Origin of the sequence: Streptomyces sp. NPDC041068, assembly GCF_040647455.1 — a bacterium.
In the GTDB taxonomy this organism is placed as follows: domain Bacteria; phylum Actinomycetota; class Actinomycetes; order Streptomycetales; family Streptomycetaceae; genus Streptomyces.
Window position 1 is genome coordinate 191,723 of sequence record NZ_JBEZCG010000007.1, and the last position, 19,304, is coordinate 211,026.

The following is a 19,304-nucleotide window of genomic DNA, read 5'->3' on the forward strand; positions in this document are numbered from 1 at the left end:
ACCGCCCGCGTCCCTCCCCAGGGCGCCATCGACGGCCATTGGACCGTACCAGCGGCGGCTATTGGACCGTATCAGCCAGTTTCACGAAGTCATTCCAGGCCAGGGTGGGTTTGCGTGGGTCCCAGAGCTTCTGCGCCGTCGCCCGCAGCGGCATCCGGATGCCCTGCGCCACCTGCTCCTGGCTCTGCGACCCCGCGAGGTCGCACCACACCGCGAACGTGCCCCCGAGGATCTGGTCGTCGTACTTCTCGTCGACCGCCCGCGTCCCGCGGATCACCAGCGGTGTCCAGTTCTCGTAGATCCGCTGCCCGGTCGGATAGCGGAAGGTGTTGGGCTGCCCGAGGACGTAGTAGAGGTACTCGTCGTTGTAGTTGACGAGCTTGCGGCCCGCCTCCAGGTACTCGACGGGCTCGCGCGCACCGATCTCCTTTCCCGTCCAGTACGCGACTTCGAGGTCGTCGGCGGCCTGCTCGGTCCCGCCGCGGAAGAACCCGTCGTTCCAGGCCTTCAGCTTCTTCTCGTACGGGCGCACGGTGTCGGCCCGGTCGTTCAGCCAGCCCGTGGCCAGGTCCTGCACGCGGCCGTCGGGGCCGTAGCGCTCGCGGGCCGCGGCGGCCAGCTGCGGATAGGACGCCTCGGGGTTCTTGACCGTCAGGGCGCGGTATTCGTCGGCGCCGAGGTGCCAGTACGCGCCGGGGAACAGTTCGGCGTACTCCTCCAGGAGGTCGTCGACGATCCGAGCCGCCCCCGGCTTGGAGATGTCGACGGCGCCGCGCTGGGCGATGCCACGGGCGTCGCGGAGCTGCAGCGAGGGGTGCTGGCGGATGACCGCGCCGAGGTGTCCGGGCGAGTCGATCTCCGGTACGACGGTGATGTGCCGGCTCTCGGCCAGCTTCAGGATGCGGCGGACCTCGGCCTTGGTGAGGTGGTCGGAGGAGACGATCTCGGGGTGCGAGTCCGACTCGATGCGGAAGGCCTGGTCGTCGGAGAAGTGCAGACCGAGCTGGTTGAACTTCAGGTCGCCCAGCTCACGGATGCGGTCCTCGATCCACTTCGCGTCGAAGTGCTTGCGCGCGATGTCGAGCATGAAGCCCCGCTGCGCCTTGGCGGGGCGGTCCCGCACGACGCCCTCCGGAGCGGTCCTGCCCCCGCTCACCTCCTGCTTGAGGGTGCGGGTCCCGTGGAAGACACCGGCCTCGGCGGGCGCGGCGATCCGTACGGTGCGGTTCTTCACGGTGAGGGTGTACGACTCCGGGCCGCCGTCCGCCCCGGGCTTGAGCGCCAGTTCGACGTCTCCCTCGCGGGGGCTCTCGTCCCCGGCGTACCGGAGCTTCAGCTCCCCGGCGAGCAGGCGTCCCTCGTCGGCGAGGTCGTCGTCGCGGACGACGACGCGGCCGCCGTTCTCGTCCGGACGCCAGCCGGGGCCGCGGGCCGCGGTGTGCTCACGCACGGCGGGGATGGTGGCCGGAGCCTTGGAGAGGGGGTAGCTCCTGGTCGGGTCCGGGGAGGGCGAGGCGGCGGACTTCCCGTCGGACGGCGGCGCGTTCCCCGGCGTGCCGCCGTCGCCGGAGGGCCAGAGGAGCACGGTCAGCGTGACGGCTCCGGCGGTGGCGAGCCCCGCGGCCGCGAGGGGCGCGCGCCTCACCACGTACCCCGTACGGCCTCGACGCCTCCCGCAGCCCTTACGCCTCTTACGCCTCTTACGCCTCTTACATCCCCTGCGTCCCCTACATCCCTTACGTCACGCATCAGAGCCAGAGCCAGAGCCATGAAGCCACGCTACGACCGCGCCGCGGAGCGCGCCCGTCCACACCGCACCGCGAAACTCTCCCATCTGAGTGAAATTCGCTCATCCATCGGACACCTCCCTCCACACCTCGCTAGCGTTGCGACAACCCCCACATCGCACCGCCCCTGTCCCTCGCCGCCCCCTGCCCAGGAGCGCACGCTGCCCCCGCACGGTTCCCCTCGTCACCCCGGCCACGCCATGCCTGGAGCCATCCCGCACCAGCTGAACTCCGCCTCTCCGGGCGCAGCCGAGGCCGCTCTCCTCACCTGCTGCGGCAGTCGGCACTGGGCCCGCCGCATCGCCGCCCATCGCCCGTACCCCGACCTCGACGCACTGCTCGCCGCGTCCGACGAGGCGGCGTACGACCTCGCGCCCGCCGACCTCTCCGAGGCCCTGGCCTGCGAACCTCTCGACGCCGTCATCCCCCACCAGGGCGTGCCGAACGCCGGCTACAGCGCGGCCCACACCGCCCTGCGCGCCGCCCACGCCGCGTACGAGAGCCGCTTCGGCCACACCTTCGTGATCTGCCTGGACGACGCCGCCCCGGGCGAGGCCCTCGACCAGCTGCTCTCCGGCATCCGGTCCCGCCTGGGCAACGATCCGGAGGACGAGCGCGCCGTCGCCGCCGAGGAACTGCGCCGCCTGGCGCGCGGCCGCCTCACCCGGTTGGTCCTCGGCCCGGCCGGCGGACACGCCGCCCGAGGAAGTCGCCCACAAACGCGCCCCGATAGCCCGTACGTGCCTGTTTGATTGCCTGTTTGATCACACCGGCGGACCCGGGGCGGGTCCACCGACAACTCGTCGATACGATGACGAGCGGCCGGTGGACCGTACCCGGCCGGGCTCGTCCGACGCCGCGGAGTCACATTGCCTACGCGTGGCGGCCGGCCCCAATCCCCGCTCCCGGAGGGTTCTGCCGTGCCGGCTGGAACGCTGTACCGCGGCCGGGAAGGAATGTGGTCGTGGGTGGCTCACCGAGTCACCGGCGTCCTCATCTTCTTCTTCCTGTTCGTGCATGTGCTCGACACCGCTCTCGTCCGCGTCTCTCCGGAGGCGTACGACGATGTCGTGGCTACCTACAAGACGCCGATCGTCGCGCTCCTCGAGTACGGCCTGGTCGCCGCCATCCTCTTCCACGCGCTCAACGGCCTGCGTGTCATCGCCGTCGACTTCTGGTCGAAGGGTCCCCGCTACCAGAAGCAGATGCTCTGGACCGTCGTCGGCATCTGGGTCGTCCTGATGGTCGGGGCGCTCTACCCCGTCCTCGGCCACGCCGTCCGCGAAGTCTTCGGGAGCTGACGCCAGACATGTCCGACACCACGCTTGAGAAGTCCGGTACGTCCGGCGTCGGCCCCGTCGAGGGCGTCTCGCTCTACGACGTCGACAACCCGGCCCCGGTCATCGAGGCGCCGCGCAAGCGCACCTCCAAGACCCCGCGCTCGACCCGCGGCAACTTCGAGATGGCCGCATGGCTGTTCATGCGCCTGTCCGGCGTCGTCCTGGTCGTCCTCGTCCTCGGCCACCTGCTGATCCAGCTGGTGCTCGACGGCGGTGTCTCCAAGATCGGCTTCGCGTTCGTCGCCGGCCGCTGGGCCTCGCCGTTCTGGCAGGTCTGGGACCTGCTGATGCTGTGGCTCGCGATGCTGCACGGCGCCAACGGCCTGCGCACGGTCATCAACGACTACGCGGAGCGCCCGAACACGCGTCTGTGGCTCAAGGGCCTGCTGTACACCGCCACGGTGTTCACCATCCTTCTGGGCACGCTGGTGATCTTCACCTTCGACCCGAACATCCGCTAAAGCCGAGGCGACTTCCGTGAAGATTCACAAGTACGACACCGTCATCGTCGGCGCGGGCGGCGCCGGCATGCGCGCCGCCATCGAGGCGACGAAGCGCAGCCGCACCGCCGTGCTCACCAAGCTCTACCCCACGCGTTCCCACACGGGCGCCGCGCAGGGCGGCATGGCCGCCGCGCTCGCCAACGTGGAGGAGGACAACTGGGAGTGGCACACCTTCGACACGGTCAAGGGCGGTGACTACCTGGTCGACCAGGACGCCGCCGAGATCCTGGCGAAGGAGGCCATCGACGCGGTCCTGGACCTCGAGAAGATGGGTCTGCCGTTCAACCGCACCCCGGACGGCACCATCGACCAGCGCCGCTTCGGCGGTCACACCCGCAACCACGGCGAGGCCGCCGTGCGCCGGTCCTGCTACGCGGCCGACCGCACCGGCCACATGATCCTCCAGACCCTTTACCAGAACTGCGTCAAGGAGGGTGTGGAGTTCTTCAACGAGTTCTACGTCCTCGACCAGCTCATCGTCGAGGTCGACGGGGTCAAGAAGAGCGCGGGCGTCGTCGCCTACGAGCTGGCGACCGGCGAGATCCACATCTTCCAGGCGAAGGCCGTGGTCTACGCGTCCGGCGGCACCGGCAAGTTCTTCAAGGTGACCTCGAACGCGCACACGCTCACCGGTGACGGCCAGGCGGCCTGCTACCGGCGCGGGCTGCCGCTGGAGGACATGGAGTTCTTCCAGTTCCACCCGACCGGCATCTGGCGCATGGGCATCCTCCTCACGGAGGGCGCCCGCGGTGAGGGCGGCATCCTCCGCAACAAGGACGGCGAGCGCTTCATGGAGAAGTACGCCCCCGTCATGAAGGACCTCGCGTCACGCGATGTGGTGTCCCGCTCCATCTACACGGAGATCCGTGAGGGGCGCGGCTGCGGCCCCGAGGGCGACCACGTCTACCTCGACCTCACGCACCTCCCGCCGGAGCAGCTGGACGCCAAGCTCCCGGACATCACCGAGTTCGCGCGCACCTACCTCGGCATCGAGCCCTACACGGACCCGATCCCGATCCAGCCGACCGCGCACTACGCCATGGGCGGCATCCCGACGAACGTCGAGGGTGAGGTCCTCGCGGACAACACCACCGTCGTCCCGGGTCTGTACGCGGCGGGCGAGGTGGCCTGCGTGTCGGTGCACGGCGCCAACCGCCTCGGCACCAACTCCCTCCTGGACATCAACGTCTTCGGCCGTCGCGCGGGCATCGCCGCTGCCGACTACGCGGCGAAGAGCGACTTCGTCGAGCTCCCGGAGAACCCGGAGGAGCTGGTCGTCTCCCAGGTCGAGCGGCTGCGCGACGCCACGGGCACCGAGCGGGTCGCCGAGCTCCGCAAGGAGCTGCAGGAGACCATGGACGCCAACGTCATGGTGTTCCGCACGGAGCAGACGATCAAGACGGCCGTGGAGAAGATCGCCGAACTCCGCGCCCGCTACAAGAACGTCTCTATCCAGGACAAGGGCAAGCGGTTCAACACCGACCTCCTGGAGGCCATCGAGCTGGGCAACCTGCTCGACCTGGCCGAGGTCATGGCGCAGTCCGCGCTCGCCCGCAAGGAGTCCCGCGGCGGTCACTACCGCGAGGACTTCCCCAACCGCGACGACGTCAACTTCATGCGCCACACCATGGCGTACCGCGAGGTCGGCGACGACGGCGCCGAGTCGATCCGCCTCGACTACAAGCCGGTCGTCCAGACCCGCTACCAGCCGATGGAGCGTAAGTACTGATGGCTACCCCGACGATGGACAAGCTGGAGGCCCTGGAGAAGGACTCCACGTCCTCCCACCTCATCACGGTCACGTTCCGCGTCCGCCGCTTCAACCCCGAGGTCTCGGCGGACGCCACGTGGGAAGACTTCCAGCTGGAGATCGACCCCAAGGAGCGCGTCCTCGACGGCCTCCACAAGATCAAGTGGGAGCTGGACGGCACGCTGACGTTCCGCCGCTCCTGCGCGCACGGCATCTGCGGCTCGGACGCCATGCGGATCAACGGCAAGAACCGTCTTGCCTGCAAGACCCTGATCAAGGACATCAACCCGGCCAAGCCGATCACGGTCGAGCCGATCAAGGGTCTGACGGTCCTGAAGGACCTGGTCGTCGACATGGACCCGTTCTTCCAGGCGTACCGCGACGTGATGCCGTTCCTCGTGACGAAGGGCAACGAGCCCACGCGCGAGCGCCTGCAGTCCGCCGAGGACCGTGAGCGCTTCGACGACACGACGAAGTGCATCCTCTGCGCGGCGTGCACGTCCTCGTGCCCGGTGTTCTGGAACGACGGCCAGTACTTCGGCCCCGCGGCGATCGTGAACGCCCACCGCTTCATCTTCGACTCGCGTGACGAGGCGGGCGAGCAGCGCCTGGAGATCCTCAACGACAAGGACGGCGTGTGGCGTTGCCGCACGACGTTCAACTGCACGGACGCGTGCCCGCGTGGCATCGAGGTCACGAAGGCGATCCAGGAGGTCAAGCGCGCCTTGATCACGCGCCGCTTCTGACTCCCTTCTCGTACGTGCGCCCGGGCCCCGCTCCTTTCGATTCGAGGAGCGGGGCCCGAGTGCGTCCAGGCACGGACTGGCCGGAACTGGTGGGGGCGTTCGGGGCGTCTTTGGCGGGACAGGAGTTCAGCTCGGCGAACGAGATGCGAAGGAGATGCGGGGGATGCGGGGGATCTGGGGTATGTGGGGGCGCGGGGAGAAGACAGGGCGGCGCCACTGTCCGGAATTGACCCATGAGTGCCGTCATGCCTGAAGAGTGGCGTGATCTGTTCGACTCACTGGCGGGATGCGTGCCCAAGTGCCCCGCGGATACCGTTGCTTCCCTTGTCTTCCCCCCACCCTCCGGGAGTCCAGAGTGAACCGCCCCATCCGTCTCATGACGGCCGCGCTGACCGCGTCCGCGGCCCTGCTGTTGACTGCGTGTGGTTCCGGAGGGGGCGACGACGACTCCTCGGACAAGATCGCCGGGGCGGACGGCGGGGGTGAGGCGTCGGCCTCCAAGGAGCCCGCGAAGAAGCCCGACGGGATCAAGCGCCCCGAGGTCGAACTTCCGTCGGATTTCAAGGCGAACTTCGTGAGCTGGACCAACAGCGACCCGAAGCTGCAGAGCATCCTGGACGACGGCCGGGAGGAACTGCGGGCGAAGTACGCGGCGATCATCGAGGCCGACCCGAACTCGAAGGCGGTCGCCTTCTACGACTCGGGCAGCTCCCTGGCCACCGCCCGCAAGTGGATCAAGAGCTTCGTCGCGACCGATGACAGCCTGACCGGCGAGATCAAGGCCTACAACCCCAAGGTCCACGTCACCGACAACGGCGCGGGCGTCCTCTTCTACTGCGTCGACGAGCGCAAGTCGTCCACGAAGAACCGCAAGACCGACAAGGTCACCCACACCCCGGACAGCCCCGACTCGGTCCTGCAGTACCGGGCCAGGCTCACCAAGTCCCCGCAGGGCGTGTGGCAGACCGTCTCCCTCGACACCGTTCCGGGCGGGTGCAAGTGATGCGAGCCGAGACCAAGGCCTGTGCGTTCCTTCTCGCCACGGCCCTCTCCGTCGGCCTCTCCTCCACGGCGTACGCCATCGGAGGCAAGGACAACCAGAACCCCCCGGGTCCCTCCGGCGGCGCCGAGGGCAACACCCTCATGGCCGGTGCCGGGACCACCAACATCCAGGTCTCCCAGGTCAGCGGCGGCAAGGGCGGGTCGTCCAAGCCCGTCGTGCCGGTGGACCCGAACTGGAAGCCACCGGCCTGCTGGTACGAGCCCGTTGCCACGCCCGAGCAGGTCAAGGAAGCGGTGGAGCGGCTCAAGAAGGAGCCCAACAAGGACCTGGTTCCAGTGACGCCCACGCTCAGCTGGGGCCGGGACCTGATGATCGACCACTACGAAAAGGGCAAGACGCAGTCCGACGGTGCCGAGGGGTACAAGGACTTCAACATCGGCAAGGACGGCAAGTTCTGGCGAGGCGTCGTCAATCCGGACATGGAGGACGACCCGGAGGCGTACGACTGCGAGAAGAACCTCTTCTGGCAGGACGCGGGGACCGTCCCGAAGATCGCCAACGCCCCGACGCCCAAGGTGCTCGCCTCGTACGCGTACGACCAGATCAAGGTCCCCGACACCAAGGTCGAGATGAAGCCGGAAGGCAAGTCGACCGTGAATCTGCCGACTTGGGTCTGGCTGGACAAGGGCAAGTTCGAGCCCGTCAAGGTCAGGGCCGAGCTGCCCGGCACCGACCTCTGGGCCGAGACCACCGCCAAGCCCAAGAGCCTGCACCTGGACCCGGGGACCTCTGACGCCGATACCTTCCCCTCCGACGGCGAGTGCCTGGTCAACGACGACGGCAGCATCGGCACCCCGTACACGAAGGGGTCCTCCAAGGAAGACCCGCCGTGCGGCATCAAGTACCTGCGGGCCACCGGCGGCGCCCCGTACCAGATGAAGGCCTCCATCACCTGGGAGATCACCTGGGAGGGCTCGGACAACGACGGCGTGCACGACCTGCCCAACGGCACCTTCGAGGGGACCCAGGACGTCGACGTCCAGGAGATCCAGTCCATCAACCGGTAGTCGCTTCGGAGGGTGGTCGCCAGGGCAGGTCCGGCCGCCTCGGAGGGTTGTCGCTGAGGGCCGTACGGTCGAAGAAAGGCGCGCGTCGTGGTGTGGTTCATGCGTGCCTGCGCCCGTGCGGCGCCCGCCGACCTAGCCTGACGGAATGTCAGACAACCAGCCGGTCGGCCTGTCCGCTGACCAGCCCGCCGCCCGGCCGACGGAGCTGCTCGGCTTCGACAACGTCCTGTTCCCCGTCGGCGACCTCGGCGAGGCCGTCGGGTTCTACGAGCGCGCCGGCTTCCCGGTCGCCTTCCGGCTCGACGATATCGGGCTGGCCATCCTGAAGGTCGGCAAGGAGACGCCGGGCGTACTGCTGCGCGTGGAGGACGGCATCGTGCCGCGTACGCCACCCTGGCCCTCGCCCCGCGTCTGGCTGGAGGTCCCGGACGCCCGCGCGAAGGGGCAGGCTCTCGCGGCCGCGGGGATTCCGCTCCTCGCGGAGCCGTTCTCGGTGGCCACCGGGTGGACCGTGGAGATCGCCGACGCGTGGGGGAACGTCATCGGCTTCACGGATTACCTCAAGCGGCCGGGGCTGGCACGCAGTTCATGAACGCGGCGGGCGGAGCCGGTACCCAGTTCGCAAGCCCGGCGACCGGAGCCGGTGCCCAGTTCGCAAGCCCGGCGACCGGAGCCGGTGCCCAGTTCGCGAGCCCGGCGGGCGGCGGCTAGCGCCACGCCGCGCCCCCGTTCTCCTCCGCCACGACCATGATCCGGCGCAGCATGTCGGCGAGCTGCGCCCGCTCCTCCTCCGGCAGCACGCCGAGGAGCCGTTCCTCCTCGCGGCCGAGCACGGCCATCGCGCCCCGCCACGCCGCCCTGCCCGACTCCGTCAGCTCCACGTCGACCCGTCGACGGTCCTTCTTGGAGGGGGTGCGGCGGACCAGGCCGCGGCGCTCCAGACCGTCCAGTCGGCCGGTCACGGAAGCCGGGGCGAGGCCCAGGTCCTCGGCGAGCTCGGAAGGGCTCGCGGCGCCGCCCCTGCCCGCCAGTTCGTGCAGGGTGTCGAACTCGTGGCGCTCCAGGTCGAAGTCGGCGACGGACTGCTCGCGGACGCGGCGAAGGTGGACGGTGAGCTTGCTCATGCGTGTGACCGCGCCCTCGACGACCGGGTCGAGCGTGGGCAGGACCGGGAGCCAGCGCTCCACGTGACCGTCGGTCCAGTCGCGCGCCGAAGCCTCTGCCGGCCGATCGCGCCGACCCTGTCGGCCCCGCTGATCCCGCTGATCCCCGCATGTCGCCGTCGGCGGCGAGCCGCTCCACGGTCCGCACCCGCTCCGGGTAGTGCCTGGTCATCAGCCACCCGCCAGCGGGACGAGCTTGAGGAACGTGACCTCCGTGCCTGGCGACAGGTCGACCTCGGCGTCCAGGTCCTCGATCTGCCACTCACCGACAAGCACCAGGAAGCCGTTGCGCCCGAACGCCTCGACGGCCTGCCGGAACTGGCGCTCGGGGTCTATGCGACGCGGGGTGCGCAGCTCGTACCCGTTCAGCGTCCGCTCGGCGTCCGTCGGCCGCACAAGGCCGCGGAAGACGCCGGTCGTACGGGAGTTGCACTCCGCGACCTCCTGGAACACGCGCCGCCGGATCACCTCGCGCAGCGCGAGCCGCCCCTCGGCCACGTCCAGGCCCCCGCCGGCGTGGCGCTCCCCTGCTGTCGTCTCGTCGACGAACGTCACCATTCCCATGACGTCGACAGTAGAGCCGACCACTGACAACGCCCTCCGGCGCCGTCTCGCGACGGGCGCCAACACCGCGCCTCCGCCGCGGCGTTCATCCCCGCACCAGCGCCCACACCGTCTTGCCGTACCTGCCGCGCCGCCACACGCCCCACGCGTCCGCGAGCGTGTCGAGCAGGCGCATGCCGCGGCCGTTCTCGTCCTCCCAGGCGGCGGCCGTGCGCAGCTCGGGGCCCGACGAGCTCTCGTCGGACACCTCGATGAAGCACGAGCCGTCGGCGAGCACCGTCACCGCGACCTCGAACTCCCGCTCACGGACGAGTCCGTGGAGGATCGCGTTCGTCGCGAGCTCCGACACGAGGAGCACGGTGTCGTCGAGTGCCCCGTGGTCCGCCGTATGCCCCCAGGCCGACAGATGGTCGTGCACCCTCATCCGCGCGAGCGGTACGGACGCCGGGTGCGGCGGCAGCCTGAAAGCGTCACGTCTTAACAAGTCCCTGTTCCCCCTCCGGCACAGCACACGTCAAGAACCGCACAAACATCCGACATACAATGCTGCGCAGAGGAGTCATCCCATGTCACTGAGTCATGCTCTGGCCCGCCCTTATCCGGCCAGGTTCGGGCCAACCACCCACGCCAGGGCGGAAATACACACTTCTGCCCTGCTCAGGCCTGCCGCGACGCCAGCTCCACGACCGTGATGTCCGAGGGCGCCCCGACCCGCACCGGCGGCCCCCACGCGCCCGCGCCGCGCGTCACGTAGAGCTGCGTGTCGCCGTAGCGCTCAAGGCCTGCCAGCGTCGGGTTGGCAAGGTCCGCGATGAAATTGCCCGGCCACAGCTGGCCACCGTGCGTGTGGCCGGAGAGCTGCAGGTCCACGCCGTGCTCCACGGCGTCGTGGATGACCACCGGCTGGTGCGCGAGGAGCACGGAGGCCCGCGAGCGGTCCCGGTCGCCGAGCGCCTTGGCGAAGTCGGGCCCCTTGCCCTCGTTCTCACCCGCCACGTCGTCGACCCCTGCGAGGTCGAACCAGGGCAGCTCGGTGCGGGCGTTCCGCAACGGGCTCAGGCCGAGTTCGCGTACGTGGTCGACCCACTGCTCGGCTCCGGAGAAGTACTCGTGGTTGCCCGTGACGAAGTACGCGCCGTGCCGTGCCTTCAGCCCCGCGAGCGGCGCGGCGGCCGGCCGGAGGTCCTCGACGCTGCCGTCCACCAGGTCGCCCACCACGGCGATCAGATCGGGCTGCGTGGCGTTGATGGTGTCGACCACGCGCTGCGTGAAGCCGCGTCCCAGGATCGGCCCGAGGTGGATGTCGCTCACCACGGCGATACGGAACCCGTGCGCACCGCGCGGCAACTTCGCCAGCGGCACGGTGACGCGCTTCACCTCGGGACCGCGCAGCACGCCGTAGGTCCCGTACCCGACGGTCCCCGCGGCGACGGCGGCGGCGGTCCCGCCGACGATCCGGGAGACGAAGAGGCGGCGGGAGGGAGCGGCGGCCGGGGCGGAGGCGGCCTCTTCGGAGAGGGGCCTCACAGGGGCGGCCTCTTCGGAGAGGGGCCTCACAGGGGTGGCCTCTTCGGAGCGAGGCTCTTCGGAGCGTGCCTCCTCACTCCCCGACGGCATGCGCTCCACCCACCTCCGCAGCAAGGGCCGCACCAGCTCCCCCACCAGCAGCGCGAGCAGCAGGTAGAGCGCGAGGGCCATCCACATGAACCCGGGCCAGGCGAGCACCTGCTGGAGAAGGAAGGGCGCCCCCGCGCGCTCGGCGAGGAGCGCCGCGAACATCAGCAGCGGCGCGGCCACGAAGAGCACCGTCCCCGCGCGCCGGGCGAGCCCCGGCCCTGCCGTGGTGTCACGGACCAGACGGCGCCAGGCGTACCAGTGGAGCCCGGCGAAAGCCGCGAGGACGGCGACGACCACGAGGACGACGAGGACGACCACGGCTATGAGGTTCTGCGCAGAGCACGGACTCCACGGAACCCGATGGCCCCAACCACCGTCCCCAAGACAAAGGAGACAACGGCGAGCGTCAGGTGCACCCAGAAGTACCCGGTCGGGTTGTCGGCGTCATCGAAGGCCAGCCCACTGCCGTCCTTCCACAGGTTCTTGACGAAAGTGATCCAGATGAACCAGCTCCACACCCCGAAGGCGAGAAGGAACCAGGAGACCGGGCGGCTGAGCTTCATACGTTCAGTATCGCCAGGCTCTCTTCCGCACCGCCGCCGGGGTGGGGACGACGGGACACAGCGCACCTCGGCGCCGACTTCCACAGCCCGGCCCTGTACGTTCTCGTCCGTGCCTGCCTCCAAAAAAGCCGCCATGCTGCTCGCTACCGCGACATTGCTCACCATGTCGACCACCGCGCCCGCTTTCGCGGACGGCAAGCCGGGCGACAAGGACCAACCGAAGCCCCCGGCCTCGATGTCGACCGTCGGCGGCGCCCAGCTCGGCAAGCCGGGCACCCAGGTGAAGCTCAAGCCGGGCGCCCCCGTCCTGCCCAAGGACCTGACGGCACGCTCCTGGATCGTCTCGGACGCCGAGTCCGGCGAGGTCCTCGCCTCGCACAACTCGCACTGGCGGCTGCCCCCCGCGAGCACCCTCAAGATGCTCTTCGCAGATACGGTTCTGCCGAAGTTCCCCAAGACGCAGAAGCACAAGGTGGCACTCTCCGACCTGCAGGGCATCGGCGCGGGCAGCAGCATGGTCGGCATCAAGGAGAACGAGACGTACAGCGTCCACGACCTGTGGCTCGGTGTCTTCCTGAAGTCGGGCAACGACGCGGTGCACGTCCTGTCCGCGATGAACGACGGCGTCGACGAGACCGTCAAGGACATGCAGAAGCACGCCGATGACCTGCAGGCCCTCGACACGCACGTGGTCTCCCCCGACGGCTACGACGCCAAGGGGCAGGTCTCCTCCGCGTACGACCTGTCGCTGATCGCCCGCTCCGGGATGCAGAAGAAGGACTTCCGCGAGTACTGCTCGACGGCCACCGCCAAGTTCCCCGGCGAGACCAAGAAGGTCACCAAGGGCAAGGACAAGGGCAAGACGAAGCGCGAGTCCTTCGAGATCCAGAACACCAACCGGCTGCTCACCGGCGATATCGGTGTCAGCCCCTACAAGGGCATCGCGGGCGTCAAGAACGGCTACACCTCGAACGCGGGAAACACGTTCACCGGTGTTGCCGAACGTGACGGCAAGGTTCTCCTCGTCACCGTCATGAACCCCTCCTCCAACGAGACCCACGCGGTCTACAAGGAGACCGCGCGCCTCTTCGACTGGGGCTTCAAGGCCGCGGACAAGGTCGACCCGGTGGGCGAACTCGTCGCCCCGAAGGGCGCGGCCACCGGCGGCGCGGGCAAGGGCGCCCCGGGCGGCGACGGCAAGGGCACGGTCGAGAAGGCGGCGCACTCCTCCGACAGCGGGTCGAGCGGCATGGCCATCGCCCTCGCGATCACGGGCGGTGTGATCGTGGTGCTCGCCGCAGGCGTCTTCGTGGTCAGGCGCCGGATGCCGCTGCCGGGCCCGAACGGCCGTCGGGCGCGTCAGGACTGACGGCGGGCGCCTCTTCCCCCTCCGTCTCCGCTTCCGCTGCACGTGACGCCTTCTGCGTCGCCGTCCAGGCGGCGCAGAACAGCAGCAGCTTCGCGGTGAAGTTGATCCACAGGAGCAGCGCGATGGGCACTCCGAAGGCGCCGTACATGCTCTTCGCGGCGACCCCCTTCATATAGCCGCCGAGCAGCAGCTTGAGCAGCTCGAACCCGGCCGCGCCGATCAGCCCGGCGGTGATCAGCTCGCGCCGGTGCGGCTGGACGCCGGGCAGCAGCGTCAGGGCGTAGAGCAGCAGCAGGAAGTCCGCGAGGACGGCGATGGCGAACGCGACGACCTGGAGCAGCACCGCGCCCCAGCCCTTCTCGTCGATGCCGAGGAGGTCGGCGGTCCAGCCGACGGCGGTCGATGCGAGCGCGGACGCGGCGAACGACGCGAGGCCCGCGCCGCCGAGGCCGATGAGCACCCCGGCGTCCTTGGCCTTGCGCAGGACGGGGTTCTCCTCCTCGTCCTCCAGCTCCCAGACGGCCCGCAGGCACTCCCTTATCGAGCCGACCCAGCCGATGCCGGTGAAGAGCAGCAGGGCGCCCGCGACGAGACCGACGGTGCCCGCGTTGGCGACCAGGGCGTTCAGGTCCAGCTGGTCGGAGATGCCGGGGACCTGCTCGGTGAGCTTGTCCTCGATGCTGTCCTGCTGCTTCTTGGAGAGCGTCGCCGCGGCGAGAGCGGCCGCGACGGTGAGCAGCGGGAAGAGCGCCAGGAAGCTGATGAACGTCATGGCGGCCGCGAGACGGGACCAGTGCACGCGGTCGAGCCGCTCATAGGCGTGCCACGCGTGCGTGCGCATGCCCTTCTCCACCAGGGGCCCGATGCCGGGCAGTTTCTTCAGCCAGTCCATGACGCCTCCGTGCCTGCTGTTCTCCCCGGATTCCTGCCCGCCGCGCGAAAGACCAAGGTCCGGGTACCCCAGAACCTCAGCACAGTGGCGAGCGCCATGCCGATTCCGGCGCCCGAGACGGTGTCCGCGCGCTGCGAAGTGAGGCCGAGTCCGTAGTGGGACACGGCGATGCACAGCAACTGGACGAGGGCCCCCGCGATGTTGACCCCGAAGAACACCGCGTACTGACGCAGTCGCGAGACCTCCGCGGTCCTGCCGCGGTAGGTGCCGAGCGCGTTGCCCGCGTACGCCACCGAGCAACCCGCCACGAAGGAGAGCGATTTCGCGGTGAGCGGGTCCAGGCCCATGGGGCCGCGCAGCCAGACGAACAGGCCGAGGTCGGCCGCGTACGCGCAGATCCCGGCGGCGGCGAAGCCGAGCAGTTCGGGTCCGAGCGACCGCAGTCGCCCGCGTAGGGAATTCAAACCCACCTGTGCGCGACTCATCTGTCCGCGGCTCGTCCGACCCATCTGTTCGCGATTCACCAGTCCGCGACCGCGAGCCCGTACATCGCGAGCCAGACGAGGCCGATCACGGCGAGCGCCCTGTCCCGCAGGACGACGTCCTCCGGCTCTCCCGCGGTGCCCCGGTCGGCGAAGACGGCGTACCGCAGGATCGCGAGGATGAAGGCCACCATGGACAGCTGGCGCCAGGGCAGCAGGCTGCCGTTGGCGGTGCCGCCCTCCTCCATGGCCCACAGGCAGTACGCGAGGACGGCGACCCCCGCGGCCAGTTGCCATACGAAGCGCAGGTACCCGGTGGTGTATTCGGTGAGCAACGCGCGCGTGGCACCCAGTTTTTCGGAGCTCGCGGACATCTGCACGGCTTCGGAGTAGCGCTTGGCGGAGACCATGAAGAGCGCCCCGAAGCCCGTGGTGATCAGGAACCAGCGCGAGAGCGGGATCTCCAGGGCGAGCCCGCCGATCATGGCGCGCATCAGGAAACCGGTCGTGACGATCGTGAGGTCGACGACGAGCACGTGCTTGAGGCTGACGCAGTAGGCGAGTTGCATGCCCACGTACGCGGCCAGGAGCGCCGCGGTCAGCGGGGTGCACAGGACGGCGGCAGCCGCGGGCGCGAGGACGGCCAGGAGCCCTCCGGTGGCGTACGCGACGGGTACCGGGACCTGTCCGGCGGCGACCGGCCTGCGGCACTTGGTGGGGTGGGCCCGGTCGGCCTCGGCGTCGCGCGCGTCGTTGATCAGGTAGACGGCGGACGCGGCGGCCGTGAACAGCACGAAGACGATCGCGACTTGAGCGAGCGCATGCCGCGAGAAGAGCTCACCCGCGGCCGCGGGCGCCGCGACGACCAGGACGTTCTTCACCCACTGGCGCGGGCGCGCGGTCTTGAGGAGGCCGAGCGGCAGCCCGACCGGGCCCGGTTTCGGGGGCTGGGGCGTGCGGGGCCGCTCCAGGACGGCGGCGATACGTTCAGGCACGGCCACGGCCTCCGTTCATCCAGGTGGCACCCGCACGCGCGGTGAGCGCGCCGAGCGCCGCGCCCGCGGCCACGTCCGAGGGGTAGTGGACGCCGACGACCATCCGGGAGACGCACATCGCGGCGGCCAGCGGCGGGACGAGGTGGGCGCCGACGGGGCGCAGCGCGCCGTACGCGACGGCTGCCGCGGCCGCCGACGTGGCGTGCGAGCTGGGGAAGGAGTGCCGGCCCGCGGTGCGCACGAGCGGCTCGACTCCGTTGTGGGCGCCGGGGCGCGGGCGGCGGACGACCCGCTTGACGCCCATGCTGGCCAGGTGCGCGGCGGCGGTCAGCGCCGTGCCGCGCAGCCAGGCGCTTCGGCGCTCGCGGTCGACGGCGGCGCCCGCGAGTCCCGCGACGATCCAGAGCGCGCCGTGCTCGCCGCTCCAGGACAGGGCGCGCGCGGCGGCCGCCACGCGCGGGTTCGTGCCGCAGTCGCGCAGGGCCGACAGCAACCGGTGGTCCATGTCGTGCATGTGGCCTCATTTTCGAAGACATTTCGAGATCTGGGCATCTCGACTCTTCTAGGCAACCCCCCAATAATTCCGGCAATATTGGGTGACACTCCATCAATCACCCATTTCGGTGAGGGGAGGGATGGTTTAGAGCGAACCACACTTCAACGGGCGATACGGTCACTTTCATGCCTGCCGACTCCCCCGCCGATTCCCACGCCGATTCCCTTGCCCGCACCCCCGCGCCGGCGTCCTCCTCCGTGTCCGTCTCCGGCTGGGGCCGTACCGCACCCACCACCGCCCGGCTGGTGAGACCCCGTACGCACGAGGAGGCCGCGGCCGCGGTGCGCGACTGCGGGAAGCGCGGCGGCATCGCACGCGGCCTGGGCCGGGCCTATGGGGACGCCGCGCAGAACGCGGGCGGCGCCGTCTTCGACATGACGAGCCTCGACCGGGTGCGCGCCATCGACGCCGACGCGGGCACGGTCGTCTGCGACGCGGGTGTCTCGCTGCACCGCCTGATGGAAGTCCTGCTCCCCCTCGGCTGGTTCGTGCCGGTGACCCCGGGGACCCGCTATGTGACGGTCGGCGGGGCGATCGGCGCCGACATCCACGGCAAGAACCACCACGTCTCGGGGTCGTTCTCGCGCCACGTCCTCGCGATGGACCTGCTCACCGCGGACGGCACGGTCCACACGGTCGCGCCCGGCGCTCCCCTGTTCGACGCGACGGCGGGCGGCATGGGCCTGACCGGCGTGATCCTGTCGGCGACCATCCAACTCCAGCCGGTCGAGACGTCCTTGATGAGCGTCGACACCGAACGTGCCACGGACCTCGACGACTTGATGGCCCGCCTCACCGCCACCGACCACCGCTACCGCTACTCGGTCGCCTGGATCGACCTCCTCGCGCGCGGAGCCTCCATGGGCCGCTCGGTCCTGACCCGTGGCGACCACGCCCCCCTGGAGGCCCTCCCGGAGCGGGCACGCGCGCGTAGAGCCCCTCTCGCGTTCCGCCCGGGGCAGCTTCCCGCCGCCCCCTCCTTCGTCCCCGAAGGGCTGCTCGGCAAGGCCTCGGTGGGCCTGTTCAACGAGCTCTGGTACCGCAAGGCGCCCCGCTCCCGCACCGGCGAGCTGCAGAAGATCTCCACCTTCTTCCACCCCCTGGACGGCGTTCCGCACTGGAACCGCATCTATGGCCGCAGCGGCTTCGTCCAGTACCAATTCGTCGTCGGATACGGCAAGGAGGAGGCCCTGCGCCGCATCGTGCGGCGCATCTCGGAGCGCGGCTGCCCCTCCTTCCTCGCCGTACTGAAGCGCTTCGGAGAGGGCGATCCGGGCTGGCTGTCCTTCCCGATGCCCGGCTGGACGCTCGCCCTCGACATCCCGGCGAACCTCCCCGGCCTCGGCGCCTTCCTCGACGACCTCGACGAGGACGTGGCCGCGGCCGACGGGCGCATCTACCTCGCCAAGGACTCCCGGCTGCGGCCCGAGATGCTCGCCGCCATGTATCCACGGCTCGACGACTTCCGCGCGCTGCGGTCCGATCTCGACCCGCGCGGCGTGTTCCGCTCGGACCTCTCACGCCGCCTCGCCCTCTAGGAGACCGGTACTCATGAAAGACGCCTTCGGCACCCCTCAGTCCCTGCTCGTCCTCGGCGGCACCTCCGAGATCGGCCTCGCCACCGCGCGGCGCCTCGTCGCCCGCCGCACCCGCACGGTGTGGCTTGCCGGGCGCCCCTCGCCGGACCTGGAGAAGGCCGCGGCCGGGCTGCGCGACATGGGCGCGGACGTGCGCACCGTCGCCTTCGACGCGCTCGACTCCGAGTCCCACGAAGAGGTCCTCGGCAAGCTCTTCACCGAGGGCGACGTCGACATGGTGCTGCTCGCCTTCGGCATCCTCGGCGACCAGGCGCGCGACGAGGACGAGCCCCTCTCGGCGGTGCGCGTCGCCCAGACCAACTACACGGGCGCCGTCTCGGCCGGCCTGGTCTGCGCACGGGCCCTGCAGTCCCAGGGGCACGGCTCCTTGGTGGTGCTCTCGTCGGTGGCCGGCGAGCGCGCGCGCCGCTCGAACTTCATCTACGGCTCCAGCAAGGCGGGCCTCGACGCCTTCGCCCAGGGCCTGGGCGACGCGCTGCACGGCACCGGGGTGCACGTGATGGTCGTGCGCCCCGGCTTCGTGCGCTCGAAGATGACGGCGGGCCTGGAGGAGGCCCCCATGGCGACCACCCCGGACGCGGTGGCGCAGGCCATCGAGACGGGGCTGCGCAGGCGCTCGGAGACGGTGTGGGTGCCGGGGGCGCTGCGGGTGGTCATGTCGGCGCTGCGGCACGTGCCGAGGCCCGTGTTCCGGCGCCTGCCCGTCTAGGGGTTCAGCGGCTCAGCCCTTCGGCTGGGGGTTCAGCGGCTCAGCCCTTCGGCTGGGGGTTCAGCGGCTCAGCCCTTCGGCGGTTCGTACGTGGCGACGGCGGGCAGGGTCAGCGGGTTGCCGCTCTGCATCACGTAGACCTTGCCCGCGCCGACGAACTTCCTGGTGACGGGCACCGGGACGATCGGTCCGAGCCAGAGCTGCCGCTCGCCCTTGGCCGTGACCTCGCCCTCGGCGGGCAGGCGCGGCCAGGTCGGCCTGACGCAGCGGCCCTCCGGAGAGCGGTAACGACCCACTCCGAAGAGGAGGCCTCCGTCCCGGCCGTGCGTGACGATGCCCCTGGAGAGGCACGGGTCGTTGTCCGCGTCCTTCTGTTCGTGCCGACGGGAGCCGTCCCAGCGCAGCAGGATGTGCTCGACGGGGGCTCGTTCTCGACCTCTCCGTGGTTGAAGGTGTGCGAGCCGTACGCCCACACCTCCTTCGAAGACACCGCCTCCACACCGTCCGGGGAAGCTCCCGGCTCGGGCGGAACGGGCTCAGGGAAGCGGTAGTCGGGCGTCTGTGTGAGCGTCCAGGTCCTTCCGTCCCAGTGCATCGCCG

General features: G+C 70.0%; 22 protein-coding genes. 11 read left to right on the forward strand and 11 right to left on the reverse strand.

Features of this window, described 5'->3' with window-relative positions:
• Positions 1–58: 58 nt before the first annotated feature.
• Positions 59–1,585 (reverse strand): glycoside hydrolase family 20 protein, encoded by a 1,527-nt coding sequence (locus AB0B50_RS17980; protein ID WP_362332799.1) that lies wholly within the window; start codon positions 1,583–1,585, stop codon positions 59–61.
• 402 nt (positions 1,586–1,987) lie between these two features.
• Here AB0B50_RS17980 and AB0B50_RS17985 point away from each other — a divergent pair, with 402 nt between their 5' ends.
• From AB0B50_RS17985 to AB0B50_RS18020, 8 genes are all read left to right on the forward strand, one after another.
• The gene (locus AB0B50_RS17985) at positions 1,988–2,539 is read left to right on the forward strand and encodes a 2-oxo-4-hydroxy-4-carboxy-5-ureidoimidazoline decarboxylase (RefSeq protein WP_362332202.1); all 552 of its coding nucleotides are present in this window, start codon (positions 1,988–1,990) and stop codon (positions 2,537–2,539) included.
• A gap of 168 nt (positions 2,540–2,707) precedes the next feature.
• Positions 2,708–3,088: a succinate dehydrogenase, cytochrome b556 subunit gene (gene sdhC / locus AB0B50_RS17990; RefSeq protein WP_078965447.1), complete on the forward strand. Its 381-nt coding sequence runs from the start codon at positions 2,708–2,710 to the stop codon at positions 3,086–3,088.
• 8 nt (positions 3,089–3,096) lie between these two features.
• On the forward strand, positions 3,097–3,588 hold the full coding sequence (locus AB0B50_RS17995) for a succinate dehydrogenase hydrophobic membrane anchor subunit (RefSeq protein WP_055699964.1): 492 nt from the start codon (positions 3,097–3,099) through the stop codon (positions 3,586–3,588).
• Between the two features lie 16 nt (positions 3,589–3,604).
• Positions 3,605–5,359, forward strand: coding sequence for a succinate dehydrogenase flavoprotein subunit (gene sdhA / locus AB0B50_RS18000; RefSeq protein ID WP_362332205.1), 1,755 nt, complete (start codon positions 3,605–3,607; stop codon positions 5,357–5,359).
• Positions 5,359–6,126: a succinate dehydrogenase iron-sulfur subunit gene (locus AB0B50_RS18005; protein WP_362332208.1), complete on the forward strand. Its 768-nt coding sequence runs from the start codon at positions 5,359–5,361 to the stop codon at positions 6,124–6,126. The genes sdhA and AB0B50_RS18005 overlap by 1 nt, the downstream gene beginning before the upstream one ends.
• Positions 6,127–6,481: 355 nt before the next feature.
• Positions 6,482–7,129: a hypothetical protein gene (locus tag AB0B50_RS18010; protein ID WP_362332211.1), complete on the forward strand. Its 648-nt coding sequence runs from the start codon at positions 6,482–6,484 to the stop codon at positions 7,127–7,129.
• Positions 7,129–8,196: a hypothetical protein gene (locus AB0B50_RS18015; RefSeq protein ID WP_362332214.1), complete on the forward strand. Its 1,068-nt coding sequence runs from the start codon at positions 7,129–7,131 to the stop codon at positions 8,194–8,196. The genes AB0B50_RS18010 and AB0B50_RS18015 overlap by 1 nt, the downstream gene beginning before the upstream one ends.
• Before the next feature lie 145 nt (positions 8,197–8,341).
• Positions 8,342–8,788 (forward strand): VOC family protein, encoded by a 447-nt coding sequence (locus tag AB0B50_RS18020; RefSeq protein WP_362332217.1) that lies wholly within the window; start codon positions 8,342–8,344, stop codon positions 8,786–8,788.
• Between the two features lie 115 nt (positions 8,789–8,903).
• On the opposite strand, the gene AB0B50_RS18025 is transcribed toward AB0B50_RS18020, so the two are convergent.
• From AB0B50_RS18025 to AB0B50_RS18045, 5 genes are all read right to left on the reverse strand, one after another.
• A complete protein-coding gene (locus AB0B50_RS18025; RefSeq protein ID WP_362332220.1) occupies positions 8,904–9,383 on the reverse strand; it encodes a MarR family transcriptional regulator in 480 nt (159 codons plus the stop codon).
• Between the two features lie 147 nt (positions 9,384–9,530).
• Complete coding sequence (locus AB0B50_RS18030; protein ID WP_362332223.1) at positions 9,531–9,923, reverse strand: hypothetical protein; 393 nt, start codon at positions 9,921–9,923, stop codon at positions 9,531–9,533.
• An 85-nt stretch (positions 9,924–10,008) separates the two neighbouring features.
• Positions 10,009–10,407, reverse strand: a complete 399-nt coding sequence (locus AB0B50_RS18035; protein ID WP_362332225.1) for an ATP-binding protein — start codon at positions 10,405–10,407, stop codon at positions 10,009–10,011.
• Between the two features lie 173 nt (positions 10,408–10,580).
• A complete protein-coding gene (locus AB0B50_RS18040; RefSeq protein ID WP_362332228.1) occupies positions 10,581–11,858 on the reverse strand; it encodes a metallophosphoesterase in 1,278 nt (425 codons plus the stop codon).
• 2 nt (positions 11,859–11,860) lie between these two features.
• Entirely contained in the window at positions 11,861–12,103 is a 243-nt protein-coding gene (locus tag AB0B50_RS18045; protein WP_362332231.1) for a hypothetical protein, read from the reverse strand.
• A 109-nt stretch (positions 12,104–12,212) separates the two neighbouring features.
• Here AB0B50_RS18045 and AB0B50_RS18050 point away from each other — a divergent pair, with 109 nt between their 5' ends.
• Positions 12,213–13,472, forward strand: a complete 1,260-nt coding sequence (locus tag AB0B50_RS18050; RefSeq protein WP_362332234.1) for a D-alanyl-D-alanine carboxypeptidase — start codon at positions 12,213–12,215, stop codon at positions 13,470–13,472.
• On the opposite strand, the gene AB0B50_RS18055 is transcribed toward AB0B50_RS18050, so the two are convergent.
• From AB0B50_RS18055 to AB0B50_RS18070, 4 genes are read right to left on the reverse strand one after another with little or no spacing between them, the layout of a single operon-like run.
• Positions 13,417–14,364, reverse strand: coding sequence for a YihY/virulence factor BrkB family protein (locus AB0B50_RS18055; protein WP_362332236.1), 948 nt, complete (start codon positions 14,362–14,364; stop codon positions 13,417–13,419). The genes AB0B50_RS18050 and AB0B50_RS18055 overlap by 56 nt on opposite strands.
• Complete coding sequence (locus AB0B50_RS18060) at positions 14,352–14,828, reverse strand: GtrA family protein (protein ID WP_362332239.1); 477 nt, start codon at positions 14,826–14,828, stop codon at positions 14,352–14,354. Before AB0B50_RS18060 ends, AB0B50_RS18055 begins: the two co-directional genes overlap by 13 nt.
• 56 nt (positions 14,829–14,884) lie before the next feature.
• Complete coding sequence (locus tag AB0B50_RS18065; RefSeq protein WP_362332802.1) at positions 14,885–15,817, reverse strand: decaprenyl-phosphate phosphoribosyltransferase; 933 nt, start codon at positions 15,815–15,817, stop codon at positions 14,885–14,887.
• A 16-nt stretch (positions 15,818–15,833) separates the two neighbouring features.
• Complete coding sequence (locus AB0B50_RS18070; protein ID WP_362332241.1) at positions 15,834–16,355, reverse strand: phosphatase PAP2 family protein; 522 nt, start codon at positions 16,353–16,355, stop codon at positions 15,834–15,836.
• A 167-nt stretch (positions 16,356–16,522) separates the two neighbouring features.
• On the opposite strand from AB0B50_RS18070, the gene AB0B50_RS18075 reads away from it, so the two are divergent.
• Together AB0B50_RS18075 and AB0B50_RS18080 are read left to right on the forward strand one after the other, a co-directional pair.
• Complete coding sequence (locus tag AB0B50_RS18075) at positions 16,523–17,935, forward strand: FAD-binding oxidoreductase (RefSeq protein ID WP_362332244.1); 1,413 nt, start codon at positions 16,523–16,525, stop codon at positions 17,933–17,935.
• Between the two features lie 13 nt (positions 17,936–17,948).
• Entirely contained in the window at positions 17,949–18,704 is a 756-nt protein-coding gene (locus AB0B50_RS18080; protein ID WP_362332247.1) for a decaprenylphospho-beta-D-erythro-pentofuranosid-2-ulose 2-reductase, read from the forward strand.
• Between the two features lie 68 nt (positions 18,705–18,772).
• On the opposite strand, the gene AB0B50_RS18085 is transcribed toward AB0B50_RS18080, so the two are convergent.
• Positions 18,773–19,177, reverse strand: coding sequence for a hypothetical protein (locus tag AB0B50_RS18085; RefSeq protein WP_362332250.1), 405 nt, complete (start codon positions 19,175–19,177; stop codon positions 18,773–18,775).
• Between the last annotated feature and the right edge of the window lie 127 nt (positions 19,178–19,304).